Annotated in this window: 20 protein-coding genes and 3 pseudogenes; 15 read left to right on the top strand and 8 right to left on the bottom strand. The window is 70.0% G+C overall.

Going from position 1 to position 21,393, the window contains the following annotated elements; translation table 11 throughout:
* Positions 1-142: 142 nt before the first annotated feature.
* From OG953_RS30035 to OG953_RS30025, 3 genes are all read left to right on the top strand, one after another.
* On the top strand, positions 143-1,393 hold the full coding sequence (locus tag OG953_RS30035; RefSeq protein WP_405688205.1) for a cytochrome P450: 1,251 nt from the start codon (positions 143-145) through the stop codon (positions 1,391-1,393).
* A gap of 135 nt (positions 1,394-1,528) precedes the next feature.
* Positions 1,529-2,509: an AEC family transporter gene (locus OG953_RS30030; protein ID WP_405688204.1), complete on the top strand. Its 981-nt coding sequence runs from the start codon at positions 1,529-1,531 to the stop codon at positions 2,507-2,509.
* A gap of 262 nt (positions 2,510-2,771) precedes the next feature.
* The gene (locus OG953_RS30025) at positions 2,772-3,248 is read left to right on the top strand and encodes a GNAT family N-acetyltransferase (protein WP_405688202.1); all 477 of its coding nucleotides are present in this window, start codon (positions 2,772-2,774) and stop codon (positions 3,246-3,248) included.
* 46 nt (positions 3,249-3,294) lie between these two features.
* On the opposite strand, the gene OG953_RS30020 is transcribed toward OG953_RS30025, so the two are convergent.
* A complete protein-coding gene (locus tag OG953_RS30020) occupies positions 3,295-5,346 on the bottom strand; it encodes an MFS transporter (RefSeq protein WP_405688201.1) in 2,052 nt (683 codons plus the stop codon).
* Between the two features lie 209 nt (positions 5,347-5,555).
* On the opposite strand from OG953_RS30020, the gene OG953_RS30015 reads away from it, so the two are divergent.
* A complete protein-coding gene (locus OG953_RS30015) occupies positions 5,556-6,641 on the top strand; it encodes a peptidoglycan-binding protein (RefSeq protein ID WP_405688199.1) in 1,086 nt (361 codons plus the stop codon).
* Positions 6,642-6,806: 165 nt separating this feature from the next.
* On the top strand, positions 6,807-7,469 hold the full coding sequence (locus OG953_RS30010) for an HAD-IA family hydrolase (protein WP_405688198.1): 663 nt from the start codon (positions 6,807-6,809) through the stop codon (positions 7,467-7,469).
* A 47-nt stretch (positions 7,470-7,516) separates the two neighbouring features.
* On the opposite strand, the gene OG953_RS30005 is transcribed toward OG953_RS30010, so the two are convergent.
* Entirely contained in the window at positions 7,517-8,251 is a 735-nt protein-coding gene (locus OG953_RS30005) for an ABC transporter permease (RefSeq protein ID WP_405688196.1), read from the bottom strand.
* A 267-nt stretch (positions 8,252-8,518) separates the two neighbouring features.
* On the opposite strand from OG953_RS30005, the gene OG953_RS30000 reads away from it, so the two are divergent.
* The 4 genes and pseudogenes from OG953_RS30000 to OG953_RS29985 all read left to right on the top strand — a co-directional run bounded on the left by OG953_RS30000 (position 8,519) and on the right by OG953_RS29985 (position 11,087).
* Entirely contained in the window at positions 8,519-9,163 is a 645-nt protein-coding gene (locus tag OG953_RS30000) for an HNH endonuclease family protein (protein ID WP_398631379.1), read from the top strand.
* 190 nt (positions 9,164-9,353) lie between these two features.
* Positions 9,354-9,799 (top strand): annotated as a pseudogene (locus OG953_RS29995) (alkaline phosphatase family protein); the annotation flags it as partial.
* Positions 9,789-10,160, top strand: a pseudogene (locus OG953_RS29990) (DoxX family protein); the annotation flags it as partial. The pseudogenes OG953_RS29995 and OG953_RS29990, both read left to right, overlap by 11 nt.
* 252 nt (positions 10,161-10,412) lie before the next feature.
* Entirely contained in the window at positions 10,413-11,087 is a 675-nt protein-coding gene (locus OG953_RS29985; RefSeq protein ID WP_405688195.1) for a DedA family protein, read from the top strand.
* Here OG953_RS29985 and OG953_RS29980 read toward each other — a convergent pair.
* The 4 genes from OG953_RS29980 to OG953_RS29965 all read right to left on the bottom strand — a co-directional run bounded on the left by OG953_RS29980 (position 11,077) and on the right by OG953_RS29965 (position 13,978).
* Positions 11,077-11,298 carry a DUF2277 domain-containing protein gene (locus OG953_RS29980; RefSeq protein WP_405688194.1) on the bottom strand — a complete coding sequence of 74 codons (222 nt, stop codon included), beginning with the start codon at positions 11,296-11,298 and terminating at the stop codon, positions 11,077-11,079. The two genes, OG953_RS29985 and OG953_RS29980, sit on opposite strands and share 11 nt — an antisense overlap.
* A gap of 132 nt (positions 11,299-11,430) precedes the next feature.
* The gene (locus OG953_RS29975) at positions 11,431-12,798 is read right to left on the bottom strand and encodes a DUF1254 domain-containing protein (RefSeq protein WP_405688192.1); all 1,368 of its coding nucleotides are present in this window, start codon (positions 12,796-12,798) and stop codon (positions 11,431-11,433) included.
* Between the two features lie 79 nt (positions 12,799-12,877).
* A complete protein-coding gene (locus OG953_RS29970; protein WP_405688191.1) occupies positions 12,878-13,312 on the bottom strand; it encodes a hypothetical protein in 435 nt (144 codons plus the stop codon).
* 210 nt (positions 13,313-13,522) lie between these two features.
* A complete protein-coding gene (locus OG953_RS29965) occupies positions 13,523-13,978 on the bottom strand; it encodes a hypothetical protein (protein ID WP_405688190.1) in 456 nt (151 codons plus the stop codon).
* Between the two features lie 10 nt (positions 13,979-13,988).
* Between OG953_RS29965 and OG953_RS29960 the strand changes: the two genes are divergently transcribed.
* The 4 genes from OG953_RS29960 to OG953_RS29945 all read left to right on the top strand — a co-directional run bounded on the left by OG953_RS29960 (position 13,989) and on the right by OG953_RS29945 (position 16,861).
* Complete coding sequence (locus OG953_RS29960; protein ID WP_405688189.1) at positions 13,989-14,267, top strand: hypothetical protein; 279 nt, start codon at positions 13,989-13,991, stop codon at positions 14,265-14,267.
* Positions 14,268-14,311: 44 nt separating this feature from the next.
* Entirely contained in the window at positions 14,312-14,386 is a 75-nt protein-coding gene (locus tag OG953_RS29955) for a 50S ribosomal protein bL37 (protein ID WP_015034725.1), read from the top strand.
* 328 nt (positions 14,387-14,714) lie between these two features.
* Positions 14,715-16,178, top strand: coding sequence for a sensor histidine kinase (locus tag OG953_RS29950; protein ID WP_405688187.1), 1,464 nt, complete (start codon positions 14,715-14,717; stop codon positions 16,176-16,178).
* Positions 16,175-16,861, top strand: a complete 687-nt coding sequence (locus OG953_RS29945; protein ID WP_405688185.1) for a response regulator — start codon at positions 16,175-16,177, stop codon at positions 16,859-16,861. The genes OG953_RS29950 and OG953_RS29945 overlap by 4 nt, the downstream gene beginning before the upstream one ends.
* A gap of 39 nt (positions 16,862-16,900) precedes the next feature.
* Here OG953_RS29945 and OG953_RS29940 read toward each other — a convergent pair.
* Positions 16,901-17,545: pseudogene (locus OG953_RS29940) on the bottom strand (phosphatase PAP2 family protein); the annotation flags it as partial.
* A 353-nt stretch (positions 17,546-17,898) separates the two neighbouring features.
* On the opposite strand from OG953_RS29940, the gene OG953_RS29935 reads away from it, so the two are divergent.
* Positions 17,899-18,381: a hypothetical protein gene (locus OG953_RS29935; RefSeq protein WP_405688184.1), complete on the top strand. Its 483-nt coding sequence runs from the start codon at positions 17,899-17,901 to the stop codon at positions 18,379-18,381.
* Positions 18,382-19,131: 750 nt separating this feature from the next.
* On the opposite strand, the gene OG953_RS29930 is transcribed toward OG953_RS29935, so the two are convergent.
* Entirely contained in the window at positions 19,132-19,470 is a 339-nt protein-coding gene (locus OG953_RS29930; protein ID WP_405688181.1) for a hypothetical protein, read from the bottom strand.
* A gap of 772 nt (positions 19,471-20,242) precedes the next feature.
* On the opposite strand from OG953_RS29930, the gene OG953_RS29925 reads away from it, so the two are divergent.
* On the top strand, positions 20,243-21,085 hold the full coding sequence (locus tag OG953_RS29925) for a hypothetical protein (RefSeq protein ID WP_405688180.1): 843 nt from the start codon (positions 20,243-20,245) through the stop codon (positions 21,083-21,085).
* Positions 21,086-21,393 lie beyond the last annotated feature (308 nt).

Below are 21,393 nucleotides of genomic sequence, written 5' to 3'. Positions count from 1 at the left end.
CATACCTGCCTCACCCACTCTTCACGCAACAGATCGAGCCACCCCTCTTGCCAGTTGTAGAACTCGTTACTACCTTTCGGGCAACTTCTGATGGGTCGTCAGACATCGTTCGGGCGACTCTCGGCCCGACCTGGAGTTGCCGATGCCCTGCCCCCATCTGCCCGAAGGGTTCGACTTCACCGATCCCGATCTGCTCCAAGCCCGCATTCCGCACCCGGAGTTCGCACAGATGCGGCAGACCGCCCCGGTCTGGTGGTGCACCCAGCCGGCCGGTATCTCCGGTTTCGACGACGAGGGCTACTGGGTCGTCACCCGGCACGCGGACGTCAAGTACGTCTCCACCCATCCCGAGCTGTTCTCCTCGAACACCAACACCGCGGTCATCCGGTTCAACGAGTCGATCAGCCGCGACCAGATCGAGGTCCAGAAGCTGATCATGCTGAACATGGACCCGCCCGAGCACACCCGGGTCCGGCAGATCGTCCAGCGGGGGTTCACGCCCCGGGCGATTCGCTCCCTGGAGCAGGCCCTTCGCAGCCGCGCCCGCCAGATCGTCGAGACCGCTCTCGCCGCCGCAGGCGACGACGGTTCGTTCGACTTCGTCACCAACATCGCCGTCGAACTGCCGCTCCAGGCCATCGCGGAGCTCATCGGCGTACCGCAGGAGGACCGGTCCAGGATCTTCGACTGGTCCAACAAGATGGCCGCGTACGACGATCCCGAGTACGCGATCACCGAGGAGGTCGGCACCGAGGCGGCCATGGAGATCGTCTCGTACTCGATGAATCTGGCGGCCGCCCGCAAGGAGTGCCCGGCCAAGGACATCGTCTCCCAGCTGGTCGCCGCGGAAGGTGAAGGGAACCTCTCCTCCGACGAGTTCGGCTTCTTCGTGATCCTGCTCGCCGTCGCCGGGAACGAGACCACCCGCAACGCCATCAGCCACGGCATGCACGCCTTCCTCACCCACCCCGATGAGTGGGAGCTCTACAAGCGCGAGCGGCCGGAGACGACCGCCGAGGAGATCGTCCGCTGGGCCACCCCCGTGGTCTCCTTCCAGCGGACGGCCACTCAGGACGTCGAGCTGGGCGGTCAGCAGATCAAGAAGGGGGACAGGGTCGGGCTGTTCTACTCCTCGGCCAACAACGACCCCGAGGTCTTCGAGAACCCGGAGGCCTTCGACATCTCCCGTGATCCCAACCCGCACCTCGGCTTCGGCGGCGGCGGTCCGCACTTCTGCCTCGGCAAGTCCCTTGCCGTGATGGAGATCAACCTGATCTTCAATGCGATCGCGGATGTGCTCCCGGACCTGCGGCTGGTCGGCGACCCGCGGCGGCTGCGCTCGGCATGGCTCAACGGGATCAAGCAGCTTCAGGTCAGCACCACCGGGAGCTGACGGCTTCCGGCAGCTTCGGACGGCGGGGGCCTCCCCCTCACGCCCCGGCCCCCGCCGTCCGTACCGACAAACCCCGCACCCCCCGTCCGAACCCCTGCGCGGGACACACACAACAGCGCGAGGATGATGGCGGGCATGCACGCCCTGCTCTCCGCCTTCGCCCCCATCTGGACGCTCACGGCCATCGGTTACGCGGTCGGCCGCAGTGGTCTCCTCGGCGAACAGGCGGAAGCCGTGCTCGGTCGGTTCGTCTTCCATGTGGCGATGCCCGCCGCCCTGTTCACCATGGTTTCCGGGGCACGGCCGGCCGCGTTCGCCAACTCCTCGATGGTGGCCTTCGCGGCGGGTACGGCGCTGGTCTGCGGCCTCGGCTTCGTGGCGGCCGGCCGGCTCTTCGGCCGCGGCACGGCCGACCGGGCGATCGGCAGCATGGCGTCCGGCTACGTCAACTCCGCGAATCTCGGAATTCCGGTGGCGGTCCAGGTGCTCGGCGACGCGTCGTTCGTCGCCCAGATCATCCTGTTCCAGGTGCTGTTGGTCTCCCCGGTGATCCTGACGCTGCTGGACACGGGCACGGGGACGGGCTCCGGAAAGGGCGTCGTGGTCCGGCGGATGCTGACCATGCCGGTCCGCAACCCCATCATCATGGCCTCGTTGCTGGGTGTCGTCGTCTCCGCACTCGGACTGCGGCTGCCGCACGCCCTCGTCCACTCCTGCGACCTGCTCGGCGCCGCCGCCGTGCCGACGGCCCTGATCACGCTGGGCCTGTCCCTGAACGGCCGTCCGGCGACCGACGGTCCGACGGAGCACGCGGAGCCTGCCGGGTCCGCGGTGCGTACGAAGCGTGCGGAGGTCGTTGTGACGGTCGCCCTCAAGACGTTGGTCCAGCCCCTGATCGCCTTCGTCGTCGGCGGTCCGCTGTTGCATCTGCCGGACCACCAGTTGATGGCCGTCGTGCTCTGTTCCGCGCTGCCGACCGCTCAGAACGCCTTCATCTACGCCCAGCAGTACGGCCTGGACACCCGCGTGGCCCGCAACTCCGTGGTGGCCTCGACGGTGGTGTCCATGGCCACGCTGTCCTTCGCCACCTGGGCGCTCGGGACGACCGGCCCCTGAGAACGTTGAAGTGGCGGACCGGGGCCGTGCTGGTGGCGGCTGCGGTGGTGCTGCTGCTGGTGCTTCGGGTCCGACGGCACCGGCCGGTGGTACCTCCGCCGCCGGTCGTGGTTCCGCCGCCGCTGGGATGAGCGCCGGGGCCGCTTGCCGCAATCCGAACGCTTGCGTGCGGAGTGAAGCGCCGTCTCCACCGATCCGTTCGCTCCTCCTGTCCGATAAATCCATTCGCTCCTCTGATCATGCCCAAGTCAGAATGACCGGCATGACCTGGACCGTGGCGCCCGAACCCTTCGACTCCCCCGACGCCGCGCTGCTGCGTCGCGACTATTACGACGAGGTCGCCAGCCGCTACTGGGGGCGGCCCGCGACCGCCGAGGAGATCGACGAGGGGCTCACCGACGACGGCGCCGACCGGCTCGTCCGGCCCACCGGCCAGTTCGTCGTCGGCCGGTTCGAGGGGAAGCCGGCGGCCTGCGCCGGGCTGCTGCTGGTGGACGCGGACATCGCGGAGCTGACCCGGGTGTTCGTACGCCCCGAACACCGCGGTACGGGCGGCGGCGGGCTGCTCCTGGCGGCCGTCGAGAGCGCGGCGCGCGCCTTCGGCGTACGCACGGTCAGGCTCGACACCCGCAATGACCTGGTCGAGGCACGGGGGCTGTACGCCAAGCACGGCTATCGAGAGGTTCCGGCGTTCCACCGGCGACAGTTCGCGGAGCACTGGTTCGCCAAGGAGCTGTAGGGGTGCGGGAGCTTGCACGAGGCGCAGGAAGTGTCCGCGAAGCGGCTCACCCGGGTCGGGCCGCGTGGTCCCGCATCGGCTCGGGGCTCTGCGGTCGCTCCTTGCTCGACCCGTTCGTCTCGGCGGCCAGCTCCGCCACGAGTTCGACCAGGTCCGTCGGCCGTTCCGGCCCCCACCAGTCGCCCAGCAGCTCGGCCATCGATTCCTCACGGGCCTCCGCGAGCTTCACCACCACTTCCGCGCCGGCCTCGGTGAGCACCAGCTGTACGCCTTCGCGCCGGACCAGTCCGCGCTCCTCCAGCTGACGCGCCGCCTCGGTGACCACCCGTAGCGGCACCGGGGCGACCTCGGCGAGCATGGCTGGTTCGACCGTGCCGTGCCGGGCTATGCGCAGCAGCATCCAGCTCGCCGCGGGCAGCAGGTCGTACCCCGCCCTCTTGGTGATCTCCTCGTAGACCTCGCGGCGCCCCGCGCGGGTGGCGAGCACCGAGAGGGCCCGGGCACATTCGTCGTACGAGGACCGCTCGACCGGGTTCGACGCCAGGGTCTCGGTGGGCTCCGGCGCGGTCACCGAGCCGCGCAGCTTGTCCTCCTTGAGGAACCACGCGAAGACGAAGGCGACCAGGACGACGGGTGCCGCGTACACGAACACATCGGTGATCGAGGTCGAGTACGCGTGGAGCACCGAGGGCCGCAGTACGGGCGGCAGCCGGCCGATGGCGCGCGGGTCGGCGGCCAGCCCCCCGGCACTGACCCCGGGGGGCAGGGAGCGGCCGGCGAGCGCGGCCCCCAGTTTTTCGGTGAGCCGGTTCGTGAAGATCGTGCCGAAGACGGCGACACCGAACGAGGCGCCGATGGAGCGGAAGAAGGTGGCTCCGGACGTGGCGACGCCGAGATCCTCGTATGTGACGGCGTTCTGCACGACCAGCACCAGGACCTGCATCACCAGGCCGAGCCCGGCGCCGAAGACGAAGAAGTAGATGCTCATCTCCAGGGTGCTGCTGGTCTCCGTGAGCCGGTGCAGGAGCTGCAGTCCGATCGCGGTGATGCCGGTGCCCGCGATCGGGAAGACCTTCCAGCGGCCGGTGCGGCTGACGATCTGACCGGACACGGTCGAGGTGAGGAGCAGGCCGAGCACCATCGGGAGCATGTGCACACCGGACATCGTCGGCGTGATGCTGTGCACCACCTGCAGGAAGGTCGGCAGATAGGTCATCGCGCCGAACATCGCGAAGCCCACGACGAAGCTGATGACGGCGACGAGGGTGAAGGTCCTGATCCGGAACAGCTTCAGCGGAATGACGGGCTCCGCGGCCCGGCGCTCCACGTACACGAAGGCGATCAGCAGCAGCACGCTCAGGACGGCGAGACCGATGATCTGCGCAGAGCCCCAGGCCCAGGTGGTGCCGCCGAGCGAGGCGACGAGGACCAGACAGGTGGCGACGGAGGCGATGAGGAAGGTGCCGAGGTAGTCGATGGTGTGCTGCGTACGGCGGACCGGGATGTGCAGCACGGCGGCGATCACGAGGAGCGCGACGGCGCCGATCGGCAGGTTGATGTAGAAGACCCAGCGCCAGCTGAGGTGCTCGGTGAAGAAGCCGCCGAGGAGCGGCCCGAGGACGCTCGCCGCGCCGAAGACCGCTCCGAACATGCCCTGGTACTTGCCTCGTTCGCGCGGCGCGACGATGTCGCCGACGATCGCCATCGAGAGCACGATGAGGCCGCCGCCGCCGAGGCCCTGAAGGGCCCGGAAGCCGATGAGCTGCGGCATGTTCTGGGCGACGCCGCAGAGCGCCGAGCCGATGAGGAAGATGACGATGGCGGTCTGGAAGAGCTTCTTGCGCCCGTACTGGTCGCCGAGCTTGCCCCAGAGCGGCGTCGCGGCGGTCGACGCCAGCAGATAGGCCGTGACAACCCAGGAGAGATGTTCCAGACCGCCGAGGTCGCTGACGATGGTCGGCAGCGCGGTGGAGACGATGGTCTGGTCGAGCGCGGCCAGAAGCATGCCGAGAAGAAGCGCACCGATGGCCACCACGACCGACTGCGTGGAGCGGTCCTCGCCGGGGGCCGGGGCCGGGGGGCTCAGATGCTTGGCCATAGAACATCTCCTGGAGTCCGCTACATCCCCATCCTGGCCGTTCCGCACGGTTATGGCCTGCCGAGCGGGACCGGGCCCGGGACCTGCGGGGACGGGCCCTGGGCGAGTATCGCAGCGGGATTCATCCCGGATACCGCATTTCGGTAACTCATTGGGCATCCCTGCAGCGGGCTGCATAATCGCAGGCAGTTCAAGGGGAGGGGCCCACAATGACCGGACATGTATGCCCGGAGTGCGGTATGGACAGCAGACCGGACGAGAGACAGAGACCTGATGGAGGCCCGGACGGAGGGCTGCCGGCCGGGGGGCCGGGCGGAGGACCCGGGGCCGGCTGTGCGTGTGGGGAGCGGGCAGCACAGCGGGCCGCTGAGCAGCACCGGGCCGCCGAGCAGCAACGGGCCGCGCGGTCGGCGGCCGACTCGGCGGAGATCGCGGCGGCGGAGGACTTCGATCCGCTACGTATCCGGCCGTACGTGACGCTGGGGGGCGACGCGACACCGGCCGCAGACGACGAGCAGCACCACCGACCGGCGGGGGACGCGGCCACGACGATGCCGCTCTTTCTCGGCCCGGCCACGGCAGGTCCGCTGCCGGACGCCGTCGAGCCGGCCGAAGCCCCCGGCAACACGGCCCTCGCACCCCAGCTCGCACCGGCCTTCGCACCCGCCGACGATCCCGTTCAGCCGCGCCGCCGACGGCCCTTCGCGGCACTCGCCGCAGGAGTGGCCGTGGCCGCGGTGGTGGGCACGGCGGCGTTCGCGGGCGGGCTGTTCGACGGAAACGGCGACGGGGACGCCGACGGGGAACAGACCCTGCCGAGCACGGTGGCGAGCGCCCCGGCGGAGGAGCCGGCATCAGCCTCCGCATCGGCCTCCGCATCGACCGCGCCCTCCGGACCGGCCTCCACGTCACCGTCCGCGTCCGCCGCCGCGTCCCCCTCGGCGAGCACCTCGCCGTCCCCCTCCGCATCCGCCGCCTCACAGCCGGCCACCGCCTCGCCCTCAGCGCCCACGCCGCACGCGAGCCGTCCGGCGTCGTCCGCACCGCCCGCTCCGCCGGCCGGTCCCACGCTGCGCCGCGGCGACCAGGGGCCCGCGGTGGCCGAGCTGCAACGCCGGCTGGAGGAGATCTGGCTGTTCCACGGGCGGGACGACGGCGACTTCACGGACCAGGTCGAGCACGCCGTAAGCGTCTACCAGTCGTACAAGTCCATCGAGGGCGACCCGTCGGGGGTGTACGGCCCCGACACGCGACGCGCCCTGGAGGCGGAGACGACGGGCCGGGGACGCTCCTGATCACCCGGCTCGACGCCCCACCCGGGACGGAATTGGCTTTCCCGGACAGGTTTTTGTATCGTGATGGAACAAAGTAGCCTCCGCCCGCCACTCCCTGACCGGCGGGCGAGGCTACTTGTTCTCTTTCCTGTGCCATTGCCTCCCCCCGCGCCCTGGAGCCCGCCCATGCCGGCCACCGTCCTCACAGCCCGCGCCCTCCTTCTGGACATGGACGGCACCCTCGTGAACTCCGACGCCGTCGTGGAGCGCTGCTGGCGGCGCTGGGCACTGCGGGAGGGGCTCGACCCGGAGGCCGCGCTCAAGGTGGTTCACGGGCGGCAGGGGTACGCCACCATGGCGGTGCTCCTCCCGGACCGTCCGATGGAGCAGAACTACGCGGACAACCGGGCGATGCTCGCCGAGGAGACCGCCGACACCGACGGCGTCGTCCCGATCGCCGGCGCACCCGCCTTCATGGACGCGATCGCCGGGCTCCCGCACGCCCTGGTCACCTCGGCCGACGAGGCACTGGCCCGGACCCGGATGACCGCGTCCGGACTTCGGATGCCGGTCACCCGCGTCACCGCCGAGAGCGTCGGTGCGAGCAAGCCGGACCCCGAGGGCTTCCTCAAGGGAGCGGCCGAGCTGGGCTTCGCCCCGGCGGACTGTGTCGTCCTCGAGGACTCGGAGGCGGGGATCGCGGCCGGCCGGGCGGCGGGCATGCGTGTCGTGGGCGTCGGCCCGCGGGCCGCAGCACTCTCGCCCGACGCGCACGTCGAGGACCTGACTCAGCTCCGGGTGGAAGTGGCGGCCGACGGTTCCATCCGGCTGCACATCAGCGTGCGATAGCCGGCCCCGGCGGGCCTCGGCCCGCGCCGGCCGGCCTCCGGCAGTCCTCAGTCCCGGTGCAGCCGTCTCCGTGCCACCAGTTCGAGCACGGTCGTGACAGCCACCGCCTGTACGGCCATGAGCGCCACCAGCACGAACAGCTGCACGGCCCCCGCATGGACCGGCGAGGCGCCGCCCAACAGCATGCCCACAAAGGCGCCCGGCAATGTGACGAGCCCCACCGTCCGCGTCTGATCGAGCCCCGGCAGCAGCGCATCCGCCGCCGCGGGCCGGGCGATCTCCAGCCTCGCGTCACGGTCGAGCAGCCCGAGCGCCATACCCGCCTCCACCTCCCCGCGCCGGGTCGTCAACTCGTCCAGCGCCCGCCGCCCGCCGAGCACGGTCGCGGTCAGCGCACCACCGATGAGGATGCCGGTCACCGGGATCAGCGCGATGCCCCGGACCGGGACGAGTCCGGTGAGCAGCAACAGGGTGACCACCGGCGCGACCCCCGCCCCGATCGGCAGAGCCGCCCACCACCAGGTGCGATTGCGGGCGATCCGGCGGCCCGCGGTCCGTACCGCCACGGCGTACATCAGCGCCACGAACGCGAGCAGCGGCGGCAGCGAACGGACCACCCAGCCGATGAGCAGGGAAACCGCGGCAAGTTGGACCGCGGCCCGCAGCCCGGCCAGAAGGATCTCGCGCGACCGGCCGAGCGAGGCCAGGGCGGCGACGGAGGCCGCCGCCGCGAGCAGCAGGGCCAGGACGACCCCGAGCGTGATGTCGACCGGTAGCAGCACGCCACAACCCTACGACCGGCCAGGCTCCGAGCACCTGCGCGAATCGGCCCACCGCACCGCCGAATTGCCGGTGCGTCAGTACGTGCGCCCGCGCAGATGCGGACGTACGCCCCCATGCCCCAGCCCTGTTCGTCAGAACTCTTGATGTGACGTGCCCATGTCGCCACTCTGTTACCTGGCGCCCACCCCACGGAAACCCGGCGCCGCCACGATGGCCGGGCCCCACCGATCGCCCGTCCAAGGTCCCCCCACATCAAGGGAGTTCGCATGTCAGGTGTCTACGCGCGTCGCATCGCTGTCGTCGCCGCATCCGCCGCCCTCGCCGCAACCACCGGACTGCTCACCGCCCCCACCGCCCAGGCGGCCATGCCCACCCCGGTCTCGGCATCGACCGCCCGTACCTATCTGAGCGAGCTGACAGTCTCCGCGGAGGGCTCGTCGACCGGCTACAGTCGCGACAAGTTCCCGCACTGGATCACCCAGTCGGGCACCTGCAACACCCGCGAGGTCGTCCTCAAGCGGGACGGCACGAATGTGACTCAGGACTCCAGCTGCGCGGCCGTCAGCGGAAGTTGGTACTCGGAGTACGACGGCGCCACCTGGACCGCCGCATCCGATCTGGACATCGACCACATGGTCCCGCTCGCCGAGGCCTGGCGATCGGGCGCCAGCAGCTGGACGACCGCCCAACGACAGGCGTACGCCAACGACCTGACGCGCCCGCAGCTGATCGCGGTCACCGACAATGTCAACCAGTCCAAGGGCGACCAGGACCCGGCCAGTTGGCTGCCCTCGCGCACCGCGTACCGGTGCACGTACGTGCGCGCCTGGGTGCATGTGAAGCACTACTACAACCTGAGCGTCGACTCGGCCGAGAAGAGCGCCCTGCAGTCCGTCCTGAACGGCTGCTGAACGGCTGCTGAACGGCTGCTGAACGGCACAGCGAAGACCGCGCCGGGCAACCGTGTCCGGCCCCCCGCCGAAGAGCCGGGGCCGCTGCGCGGAACCGGCCCGCCCTCCCCCGTCGTTCCGTACCGTACGGAGCCGCGCACGCCGCACGGCTCCGCACCCGTACACCGGGACGACGCGAGGAGGGCACACCATGGCCGGGCTCCGGCTGGGACCACTGCTGCGGTACGTCGACCGGGAGACCGCTTCGACCGCGACCGTCCGGGTCGAGGCGGACCGGCCGTGCACGGCCGAAGTCCGTTGCGCGGACGGCGCGTCGGGCTCCTCCCGTACGTTCGCGGTCGCCGGTCACCACTACGCGCGCTGGTCGTGGTGACGGGCCTGACACCGGGCTCGACCACGGCGTACGAGGTGCTGCTCCAGGAGCGACAGGTGCAGCCGCCCGAGAACTCCCGCTTCCCTCCGAGCACCATAGCCACCCCGCCCCTGGCCGAGGAGACGGACCACCGGACCGTACGGGCCGTCTTCGGCTCCTGCCGCTGGGCGGCTCCCCCGGCCGGCGAGCGGGACCTCTCCTCCGGCCCCGGTCCGCGCGCGGACCTGCCGGACCCGGCCGGCCCGGACGCCCGCCTCTCTCTTCGGCGTCCTCGGCGGCGCGATGGGCGGCGGTTCCATACCCGCCGGAACCTGGCCCGGCTGGTACGCGGCGGTCATCCAGCTCGTCGGCGGCAGCCTGGTGGCGCTCGGCCTGGGCACCCGCATCGCCGCACTGATCTCCTCCGGCTCCATGGCGTACGCGTACTCCAAGGTCCACCAGCCCGAGGCGCTCTTCCCGCTGCAGAACGGCGGCGAGCCCTCGGCCGTCTTCTGCTGGGCGTTCCTCCTGCTGGTCTTCACCGGCCCCGGCGCGCCGGCCCTGGACCGGCTGTTCAGCCGGGGCGGCGCGGAGAGCGACGGCGAGGACCGCGCACGCGAGCAGGCACCGGCCGTACCGGTCTGACTGCCGGATTGACGGCCATACCGACGGCCGTCACGGCCCGATCCGCACGGGACCGCCCCTTCCGCTCGCGGGCCCTTCCTCACGTACACCCGGAACCTGGGCTTCCCATTTCCGGGCGTACGTGAGCTTTCCAACATCATCCGTATTTGTAGATCACCGGATGAGCCTCAGGCGTACGCTGTACAGCTGGCCCTGCCGCTCCTGCCGCTCCCCTGCGACGTCGCGGCGTTGTTCCGGATCGGGGAGTAGTAGGTGCTTGAGAGTGTGGGTGCGCTGACCGGCAGCCCATGGATCTACGCCGTGGTCGCGGTCTCGGTGCTCCTGGACGTCTTTGTGCCCGTGCTGCCCAGCGGAGTCCTGGTGATCGCCGCTGCCACGGCAGCCGCCGGTTCGACGACCGTCGCAGGCGCGGCCTCCGCGACGAGCGCCGCCGAGCAGGTGCCCGAGGTCCCCTCCCTCCTCGCCCTGATCCTGTGCGCGGCCACCGCCTCGGTGCTCGGCGACCTCGTCGCGTACCGGCTGGCCTGGCGCGGCGGCGAGCGCCTGGACCGGGCCATCGCCCGCTCCCGCCGCCTCACCTCCGCGCAGGAACGCCTCGGCACCGCCCTGGCACGGGGCGGCGGCATCCTCGTCGTCATTGCCCGCTTCGCCCCGGCCGGCCGCTCGGTCGTCTCCCTGGGCGCGGGCGCCGCGCATCGCAAGGTGAAGGAATTCCTGCCCTGGTCGGCCCTGGCGGGCGTGGCCTGGGCCGGTTACAGCGTCGGCCTCGGCTACTTCGGCGCCCAGTGGCTCGGCGCGACCTGGGTGGGCACAGCCGTTTCGGTCCTCGCCCTGTTCCTGGCGGGCGCCCTGGCCGCGTACGTCATGCGGCGCCCGGCAGCCGAAGCGGCCGCCCGGGCATCGACCGCGACGGCCACTACGTCCTGACGGCGCCCCGTATCTCCAGACCGTCCAGCAGCCTGGCGGTCGCCTCGGCGATCTCGTCGACGGCCCGGTCGAACACCTCCTGATTGTGCGCGGCCGGAGCCCGGAAGCCGGACACCTTGCGTACGAACTGCAGGGCGGCGGCCCGGATCTCCTCCTCGGTGGCCTCTTCGGGGAGGGCGGGCGGGCGAAGGGTCTTGATGCTGCGGCACATGTGTCCAGTGTGACCCGAGCCACTGACAACGGGCGGGCGGGGACGAGCGTCTGCGACAAACGGGCGGGCGAGGCGAGCATCTGACGATGGCATCAGCCACGCATCGCTTCACCACTCCCGGTTCCGCTCACCTCACCACTCACCGCTCCGTTCGACGGCGGGGATCTCGTACGTACCGTCGAGGATCTCCGGCCCCGGCGCGTAGAGCCCGAGCACGGGCCGGAAGTCCCCGTCGGGCGCGGGCAGCCAGTTCGCCGCCGCATCCGGGTCGGCCGGACGCTCCCTCTGGATGTGGATCGTGAGCGAACCGTCCTCGCCGTATACGAGACCAGGCGTACGGTCACCGATCGAGTACCGCGCGGCCGGGTTCTCGACGAGGCGGTGGTCCGGCAGGCCGTACATGGTCACGGACCAGAACGCTTCGACCGGCGGCTGCCGCTCGAAGCGCAGCACATAGGAGTGAGCGCCGTTGAGCTGCTCACCGTCGGCGTCGCGGAAGGTGTGGGCGTACACCGCCTCGTACCCGTGGCTCCCCCACAGCGCGGTCCGTGCCGCCACCGCTCTGGCCGGATACGAGGCCTCGCGGTCCGTGATCCGCCACTCCGGGGAGTCGATGGCCCCGACGCCGTGCCAGTCGAGGTTGTAGTCGAAGAGATGCGGATCCATCTCCCAGCCCTCGCGCGCAGCCGCGGGCCGGCTCGCCTCCTCCACCCGCGCCCTGCCCCGCGCGAGGCCCTCGGTCAGTGCGTGTACGAGGGCGGGGTCGGCGGACACGTACGGCGAGGGCCCCTCCTCCAGCAGCTCCAGCGGCTGGAACCGGTCCTGATACGCCTGGTCGGCCGCGGACGGCGGAAAGTCCGCCATCCAGACCCTGAGCTGCTCGAAGAACCTCAGCGGCTCCGGTACGTCGGGGTCGGGCGCGGGCAGTCCCGTGCGATGAGTACCCGGTTCGAGATGTGTGAGGGCGAACTGTGCCTGAAGGGCGCGCACCCGCCCCAGGTCGTCCGGACCGTTGCAGGCGTTGCGGCCGATGACGGAGACAACGGAGGTCGGTGCGTCGATCACCCCGCGCACCCCGTCGGGCACGCTGCCCGACCAGCCCGGCGGCACGACGAGCCAGTCTCCGGCCCCCGTACCGGTGGCACGGCGGCCGACGTACGCGAAGTTGTTGGTCCAGGCGTCCACGAACTGCAGCACGTAGTACGCGCCGTCCGTGTCGGGGACATGGAGCACAACCGGACCGCCGGAGAGGTCGAGGTGGGCGATCGAGTGGACGGTTTCGTTGTCGACGGACACGAAGTGCGTGTAAGGGAGATCCAGTTGAACGGAGTGCGCGAAGTGGTTGAAGGGGGTGGGCGGCAGCGGACCGAAGCCCGTGTGCATGAAGTCCTCGACTGCCGACAGGCCATGGACCAGCGGACAGCCGTAGACATACGCCTCGGCGGCAAGAGCGACGAGCTCTTCCGTGTTCTCCTGCGACACCGCGGTCCTTTCACTCACTGCACCCACTCACGGCAAGGGCCGGCGTGGGCCGGTCTCCGCCCAGGAAGGCCGGGTCGGGCCCGTACACCCTGACGGCTCAGATGACCGCCTTCGAGGTCTCCGTGCACAGGGCCCAGATGATGAATGCGTCGATGGCGACGGAGATGATCGCCCAGACCGGCTGGTACGGCAGCCAGACGAAGTTGACGATCAGGTTGACGGCAGCAAGCACCACACCTGTGGCACGGGCCCAGGTGACGCCCTTGAGGACACCCCAGCCGACACACACGAGCACGATGCCGAGGACGAGGTGGATCCATCCCCATGCGCTCACATCGAACTTGAACGTGTAGTTCCTGACACGTCTGTAGACCTCGTCGGTGGCAAGACCGGTGATGCCCTTGATCACTCCGAGCACGCCGTCGACGAGAAGCAGCACGCCGGCGAACGTGATCCCTCCGGCCGCCCAGGGGTTGATGTCTCCGGGTGCGGTGGAACGGGCCGGGCCATGCGCGGACGCTGTGTGTGCCATGGAAACTCCTTGGCCGGGGCGGGACTGCACGACAGAACCGACCCTGCGCGACGCCTTCACGGGCGACCACCCGGACGCGCCCGTACGGGTGACGCCCCGAGAAGCGCAGCCGCGAAGTCGGGCAGCCGTGCGTCACGCGAAGCCCCGGTCCGCGAACAGCCGGAGCTGAGCGGCCGGAGGGGCTGACCGGCTGGGGCCGAGGTGCCGCGGCTAGGACGCCGGGAACCGCGACACCTTCGCGACCTTGCACGTGAGCTTGCCCGTAAATTTCCCCAGCCCCTGGGCCTTCCCCACGGCCTTCTGCCCGGCATCCAGGTTGGACGACGGCGCCGGCCCCTCGCCGTGGCACGTACCGTCCCCGTCCACGAACTCCACGTTCACGATGTAGGACGCCCGTGCCCCGGAGTGGTTCACGATCTCCACATCCGCCGCGGGCCACTGCGTCACCGAGTCCAGCTCACAACTGGTGATCCTCACATCGTCCTCGGCCGCCGTGTCCTCCGCAGCAGGCGGCTCGGTGGGTGCGTCGGACGCACCGCCCGCCACAGGAGCACCGCCCTCCGTGGCCTCCACCGACGGCGGATTCGACTTGCTCGACGACGAGTTGCTGCCGACCGACGTGGCGATCAGCACACCGAGGGCCAGCAGGGCAGCCACCCCACCCACCACGGACAGCGTGACGATCAGCCCGGTACGGGACTTCTTCGACGGCTGCGGAAAAACCGAGTACGCATACGACATCGGCCACCCCGACGAACTCGCTCTCCGCCATCGACTGCTGACCCTGTCGGAGACCGCGAACGACCCTCGCCGGCAGCGGTACCGGGAGCTGCTCGCAGTGATCAACGCCTGGCCTCCGCCGGACGACCCGGCACCGGCATTCACGTGGTTCACGCAGACGCTGCGCGCCCGGCCGCGGGGCACCTCTGATGCGGCTGCACCGGGTCGAACCTAGACTGACGAAGGCCCGAAACATCCTGAATGAGGGAGATATACAACATGGCCAAGCGAGGAAACAAGCGACGCGCCCGCAAGAAGAAGAACGCCAATCACGGCAAGCGTCCCAACGCCTGAGCCGACCGAACAGACAGCCCGGAGGGACGCCGTCTCCACGTTTGAGAGGCGTCCCGCCCGTAGCTGCAAGCTGAGCCGGCCGTCCTGCTCATGAAGCACACGAGCACACCGGTCGACGCGACGGCGACGGCCCTCGGGCCCATGGCCCATCAGAACCACCGCTCCCGCCGGGTCGGGCCCGACAGGATCTCCGGCGAGCCGGCCCAGCCTGCGCTGTCGACGCCGGGGCACAGCGCACGGCATGACAACGGGGTGACAGGGGCACCGCACGCGCAGGCTTGACTTTCGGCAGTGCCGGGACGCCCCTCGGCTGCGTACCGTCGTACGGGTGTACAGAGCAATGATCAGCGGTGCGGGCCGGCGGGCCGTCGAACCGGGGGCCCTTCTCACCGTTGTCGCGGCGGGCTGTGTCGGGTTGAGCGCCGTCAGTATGTGGTGGGCCCTGCCCGCGGCCGCGGCGGCCTTCTGCGCCGGCCGGGAGCCGGGAAGGACCGGACCCACGGTCCTCGTGCTCGTCGCGGTCGTCGCGGGCGGAGTCGTGGCGGTGGCCCTGGTGCCCTCGTGGCTGCTGATGGCGGGGCGGTTCGTCGCCGTGGTGGCGGTGGCCGCGATGCTGCCCTGGTTCGCCGGGCGCTTCTGGCGCCAGTACCAGGAACTCGTCCGGGCGGGCTGGGAGCGGGCCGGCCGGCTGGAGCGCGAACAGCAGCTCGTCGCCGAACAGGCGCGTTCCCGGGAGCGGGCCCGGATCGCCCAGGACATGCACGACGTCCTCGGGCACGACCTCAGTCTCATCGCCCTGTCGGCGGGCGCCCTCAAACTCGCCCCGGGTCTCGACGAGGCCCAGCGGACCACGGCCGGGGAGATCCGGGCCCGGGCGGCCGCGTCGGTGGAGCGGCTCGGCGAGGTGATCGGCATCCTGCGCGAGGAGACGGACGAGGAGCCGCCGCTGCCGCCCGGCACCGGCATTCCCCGGCTGGTCGAGGAGGCCGCAGCCGCCGGTCTCGCGGTCGGCCTGCGGATCGACGGCGACGCCGACGGGGTGTCACCGCCGGCCGCGCGGGCCGCCCACCGGGTCGTCCAGGAGTCCCTGACCAATGCGGCCAAGCACGCGCCGCACGCACGGGTGAGCGTGCGGGTGACGCATACGGCCGAGGAGACGACGGTCCGGGTACAGAACGGACCCTCGCCCGCGCGGGGCGGCCCGGAGGGCGTACCGGGCACGGGGCTGGGACTGATCGGGCTCGACGAACGGGTGCGGCTGGCGGGCGGCACGTTCGAGCACGGTCCGTACGAGGGCGGCTTCGCGGTCACCGCGCGGATACCGCACACCCCGCCCGCCCGCCGACCGGCCGCGGCACCCCGGGCGTCGGCCCCGGCACTGCCCCCGGAACACCGGCACGCCCGCAGCCGTGCCCGCCGCGCTCTGGCCACCGCGGTCGTGCTGCCCCTGGTGGCGTGGGCGCTGCTGAGTGCCGCCCTCATGGGCTGGGACATCCGCTCGGCCCGGCAGTCCGTGCTGGACCCGGGCGGCTACGCCCGGCTGCGGGTGGGACAGGATCGGGACTCGGTGCAACGGCTGCTGCCCGAGCGCCAGACCACCCAGCGGCCGGTGGCCGGGGGAACCGAAGGGAGAAGGCACCACGTGCGAGTACTACGCGATGACGGCGGACCGCTTCGACGACCGGTCCGGGGACGCCTACCGGCTCTGCTTCCGGAACAGCAGGCTGATGTCCAAGGAGGCCCTGACCCCATGATTCCGCCGCGCAGGGAAGGGACGGTGAGCGGCCGGTGATCCGGGTGCTGATCGCCGACGACGAGCCGATGATCCGCAAGGGTGTGCGCTCCGTTCTGTCCACCGATCCGGAAATCGACGTCGTAGCGGAGGCCGTCGACGGGCACGACGCCGTGGAGCTGGCCCGCCGCCATCGCCCGGCCGTTGCCGTTCTCGACATCCGGATGCCCGGGATGAACGGCATCGAGGCGGCGGCCGAGATCCGGCACACCGTGCCCGAGACGGGGGTCGTGATGCTCACGACCTTCGGTGAGGACGACTACATCCTCCAGGCGCTCGGAGGCGGCGCCGCGGGCTTCCTGATCAAGTCGGGCGAGCCCGAGGAGCTCATCGCGGGAGTCCGCGCGGTGGCCGACGGCGCCGCCTATCTGTCACCGAAGGTCGCGGCGCGGGTCGTCGCCCATCTCTCGGCGACGGGCGCGGGCGCTCTGGCCGGCCGCCGCACCGCCGCCCGGGAACGGGTCCGTGCGCTGACCGGCAGGGAACGCGACGTGCTGGCCTTCCTCGGCAGCGGGCTGTCCAACGGACAGATCGCCCGGCGGCTCCACGTGGTGGAAGGGACGGTCAAGGCCCATGTGAGCTCCATCCTGGCCCGGCTGGGTGTGGACAACCGTGCCGCCGCGGCGGTCGTCGCCCACGAGGCCGGAATCGTCGCGCCTGCCGAGCCGCCTCCCGAGCGCTGACGCCGCGGTCCGGGCGAGCGGCAGGAAGGCGAGCAGCACGGCCGCCGTCACCGAGCCCCCGAGGACCGCACCGGCCAGCACGTCGTGCGGGTAGTGCACCCCCACCAGGACCCGCAGCAGCGCCGCCGCGCCGGCCAGCGGCAGGGTGACGGCGGCGAGGCGCGGCCGCAGCATGGCCAGGCCCACCGCGAGGCCTGCGGCCAGGGTGGCGTGGTTGCTCGGGAAGGACCAGTCGCCAGGGGGCGGGCACTCGGCGACGGCCTCCGCGCCGCTGTGCAGGACCCGGCAGGGGCGCGCCTCGTCCACCACCTGCTTCACGGCCTCGCTGACCGCGTAGGCCAGTACGGTGCCGATGCCGGTGAGCACGGTACCGGCGGACAGCCGGGTGTCCCCACGCCGTACGGCACCCCACCAGGCCCACACCAACAGCAGCCCGAGAGCCACCAGGGTGCCCTCGGTCGCCGCCTCCAGCAGCGGCCCCGTCCATGAGGGTCCGTCAGCCACCGCCCCGGTCACCGAACGGTACGCGGACGCGGACGCACCGTCCGTCACCTCCACGGCTCCGGCCCTGCCCAATCCGCCCGGGGCAAGCCCCGCGACGACGGCCGCGCCCGCCCCCAGAACGACACAGGCGGCCAACAGCCGTCCGTTCCGGGTCCTGTTTCTTCCGGTTTCTCGCTTCATGGGAACTGAACCTAGAAGCCGGGGGAGCGGGAGACCCGGGCCGAATGACAGGTGCCCACCCCTGACGATCGTCGGGGGTGCGCCATGCCTGCGGGGGGGGCGAGTCGGAGCCTTACCGGCCGTCAGGACGGGCGATTCAAGCGCAGATTGACGCTGCGTGTCCTCCCACCACCCTTGCCGGCTGGGCCGCACCCCGGCTCACTCCTGCGACGCGGCGGCGACCCAGTCCCGCCGCATGCAATCGTATGCCCTTCGAAAACACGTATCGATAAGCCCCAATGCAAGAGTGAAAACTCTCACCATCAACACCCGCATAACCCTTTCTGCATCACAAGGCACTCACATTCCTTGCAATGATTCCCCCGCTTCACACCTTCCTCGAAAACTTCAGGAAGGTTCCCGAAAAGAGGACACTCTTGCTCAAGAACAAGAAGGTTCGCACGGCTGTATGGTCGAGCGCCGCCGTGAGTCTCGTGGCAGGTGTTACGTGGGCAGGCACGGCATCGGCCGCCGCGCCGACCCCCACCAAGGCGACGGCTCCGTATGCGCAGGCCTCTGCGGTGATCAACTCCGATGGCAGCATCAACAGGGCCAAGGGAATCGCGAACGTCACGAAGCCGGCCACCGGACGTTACTGCGTAGAGCTGGAGGACAAGGACCTGGACCTCACCAAGCTCACCCCGGTGGCCACCCTCCAGTACACGTCCTTCGAGTACGGAATTCGAATCTCATTCTGGCCGCACCCCGAGTGCGGGGGCCGGAAGGACACCATTCACGTAATCACGGGAATGCCGAACAAGTGGGAAGACCTGGCGTTCTCACTCGTCGTCCCGTAACGAAATACCGGTTAACAATTGAACTGATGCAACGGCTTGACCCCGTACGCATGTGAAGGTCTTCCCGTTGCACCGCGTGCCCGCTCCGCTTCACCAGCCGCGCGAGGCCGGGCAGCACCGGCGCTGAACACCGCATCCCCTTCTGCCTTTGGGCGGAAGGGGATGTTTTCATGCGTCCAGGGTCGAACGAGTACGTCCATGACGCTCACCACCAGCGCTCGCGCCTCGGCACCGCACACGGGGCTCGGCCGCACCAAGACCTCTCACGTCGACCACAGTCGGTCAGGACGGGTGAGGTCGGTCGCGTCCATAAAACCTCCGGGGCAGGACTGGCAAGCACACCACGGTGCGGGCTACTTGGTGGTGCTACCGGAACCCCTTGGCCGGACTACCCAGCCAACGGTCGGGCTTCATCGACGGCCAAGAGGGAATCTGCCGGCGCCGGGCCGCGCCCCTCGCCGTGAGCCGAGGGTGGGTGCACGCTTTCCAAGTCTGTTGGTGGGGACGAGGGGTGTGGTTGGAGGCGTTCACCTGCGTTCATGGCCGGACGGCCCACGGGGGCCCTGCTCCAAAACCGGACCGAACGGCCGTGAACATAGCTCAATGAGAAGGTAACTGAGGCCGGCACTGCGGCGGAGCACCCCTGACCGTCGTCAAGCAGTACATCGAAAACCAGCAGCGTCCCGTCCGACCTCACCCCGGAGGCACAGAGCACTCCGGCGCTCTGCGCCTCCGGGCCAAGGATGGCCTTCACCCCCGCCCTGAAGGGCGGAGCACTGGCCAAGACCAGAGGTAGAGATCAGCGTAGGCGCTCCAACAGTCGACACTGCCATCGTCGTTCAGACTGCCCATGTACCAGTCGTTGTCGTTGACGGGCTTCACCAGACACAGTGCATGAAACCCCAAGACGATTTCAGGGTAGAGCCGTTCATCCTCTGCCGGCCAGCCAAGCCACGTCACCAAGCGATCGCTGTCGAGAGCTGTCGCCTCCCGGTCGCCGGAGACGCTGCGGATCTCCTCCAGAGTCCACCCTGCTGGTAGCTGCCCACCTGTCATCCAGTGACGATGACAGGTGGGCAGCAGCCGCATCGCGGCGCACACCTCCTCTCGGAGCACGGCTTCAGGAGTTCGGCCGTCCGAACGGTTCACTCGGCGGCCGAGCCGGCTCCACGGGGCAGTACGTACCTCGGGAAGCGGTCAAGACCGTTCCTGTTTGCCGACGCTGCCATCAGAGAACGCCGTCACCTCAGCATCCAGAGGACCTGTGTGCCAGCACGAAACCGGACCCCGACGCAGGCTGCGAGAGGACGATTCGGCGACCCTGGTCGCCGGGTTCCGGGGGCACCTGGGGAACACGCACCGGCCTGGGCGCCCGGCCGGGAACCCTCGGAGCCGGCCCGGCGTGCGTGCCGGCGGGGTGGGCGTGATGGTCACCTGGTTGCCGTCCGGACCGACGTGGACCGTGACTGCATTCGGCAGGTGCACGTTGGTGGCAGAGAGGTAGACGGTGTCCGAGCCGGGTCAAAGCAGAGCTTTGCCGATGCTCCTGGAGCCGGCGCTCGAGGAACGACGGCTTGATCCATGTCAAGGCTCGCTCGCAGCCCTTCAGCCCCAATCTCCCGTAGTACAGCGGACTACGTGATGATGTGAGGCATCGGAATGTCGTGCGGCCGGCGTGCTGCTTCTCGTGTCGTCCTTCATCGGTCAGGTGACCGACCATTAGGCTCGCGTCGCCACAAAGGTCCCGATCTTCACGGAGGGCAGGGCGACGGGGATCAATCGAGAGCGCCTCGTCAGAACGCTGACGTTCTGGCTGCGGCCTGCCTTCGCGTTGCGGGTCATCAACCGGTTTCAGAAGATCGTGGGTTTCGACCGCTCGATGGCCCTGGCGTCCAGCGCCTTGACGGCATTGGTCCCGCTCTCCATCCTCCTTGGCGCTGTCTTGAGCGACTTCGTGCACTACGACGCCGCAGAGCGGATCATCAGGCGCTACAACCTCACCGGAGCAGGCGCCACGGCAGTCAGCTCGCTGTTCTCTCCCACCGAAGCGACCAGCGCAAGCGTGGGCATCTTCGGGGTCGTGTTCCTCACGATCTCGGTGCTGAGTTTCACGCGAGCCGCACAGCGACTCTTCGAACAGGCATGGGAACTCAAGCCCCTCAGTGTGCGCAACACGCGCAACGGCCTGTGGTGGATCCTCACTCTCGGTGGCTACGCAGTGGTCACCACGTTGCTCTCCGCGTTCTTCGACGGGGGCGCGCTGGGTCTGGCCGCCTCGGTGTGTGGGGTACTGGTGACCGCTGCATTCCTCGTCTGGAGCGGCCGGATCCTGTCGGCGAAGCGGATCAGCTGGCCGGACCTTCTTCCCTTCGGCGTCACCGGCGCCGTCCTGACGGCGGCCTATTCAGTCGGCGCAACCATCTACATGCCGCGTCTCTTCAACTCCTCCGCAGCACGCTACGGGGTGGTCGGTGCTGTCTTCGCGATGATCTCCGCCCTCTTCGCAGCCATGCTCGTCCTGGTTGCATCGGCGGCACTGGGACGAGAAGTACGAGACGAGCTCAGCCGGATCCGTCAGGGCCACCGCCCTTCCGACCACGAGGTCCGCCGGCAGTGGGACAGCGTGGTCGAGCAGACTCGGTCACGGTGGCGCACGGCACGCGAACAGGTCTCTCATCGTCGGATCAAGGGCTCGAACCATTGATGGGCACGGCCGGCAACCGCCCGACACGGTCGAAGGGCCGCTTGCTCCTACAGAAGGGGCGGCGGGACGGCTTTGGCCGGTGTCCTGCCCGGTTTGGGGTCGAGCGTGATCAGCGCGCCGTACGCTTGCCGGCCTTTGTTCGGCTTCAAAGACCAGGGACCATTGGTCAGGCTCGCCGAGGTCGTCGCCGCCCAGTTGGAAGTGAGCAATCACGGCGTGCTCCGGGGGTGGCTCCGGCAAGTCGAAGAGTGCGTCCTGCATGGCCGTACCATCCCACCGAACTCTGACACAGGCCCCTGCCCCGGGCT

Origin of the sequence: Streptomyces sp. NBC_00057 (genome assembly GCF_045041165.1) — a bacterium.
GTDB lineage: Bacteria > Actinomycetota > Actinomycetes > Streptomycetales > Streptomycetaceae > Streptomyces.
This window is presented reverse-complemented; position numbering and strand designations above follow the sequence as displayed.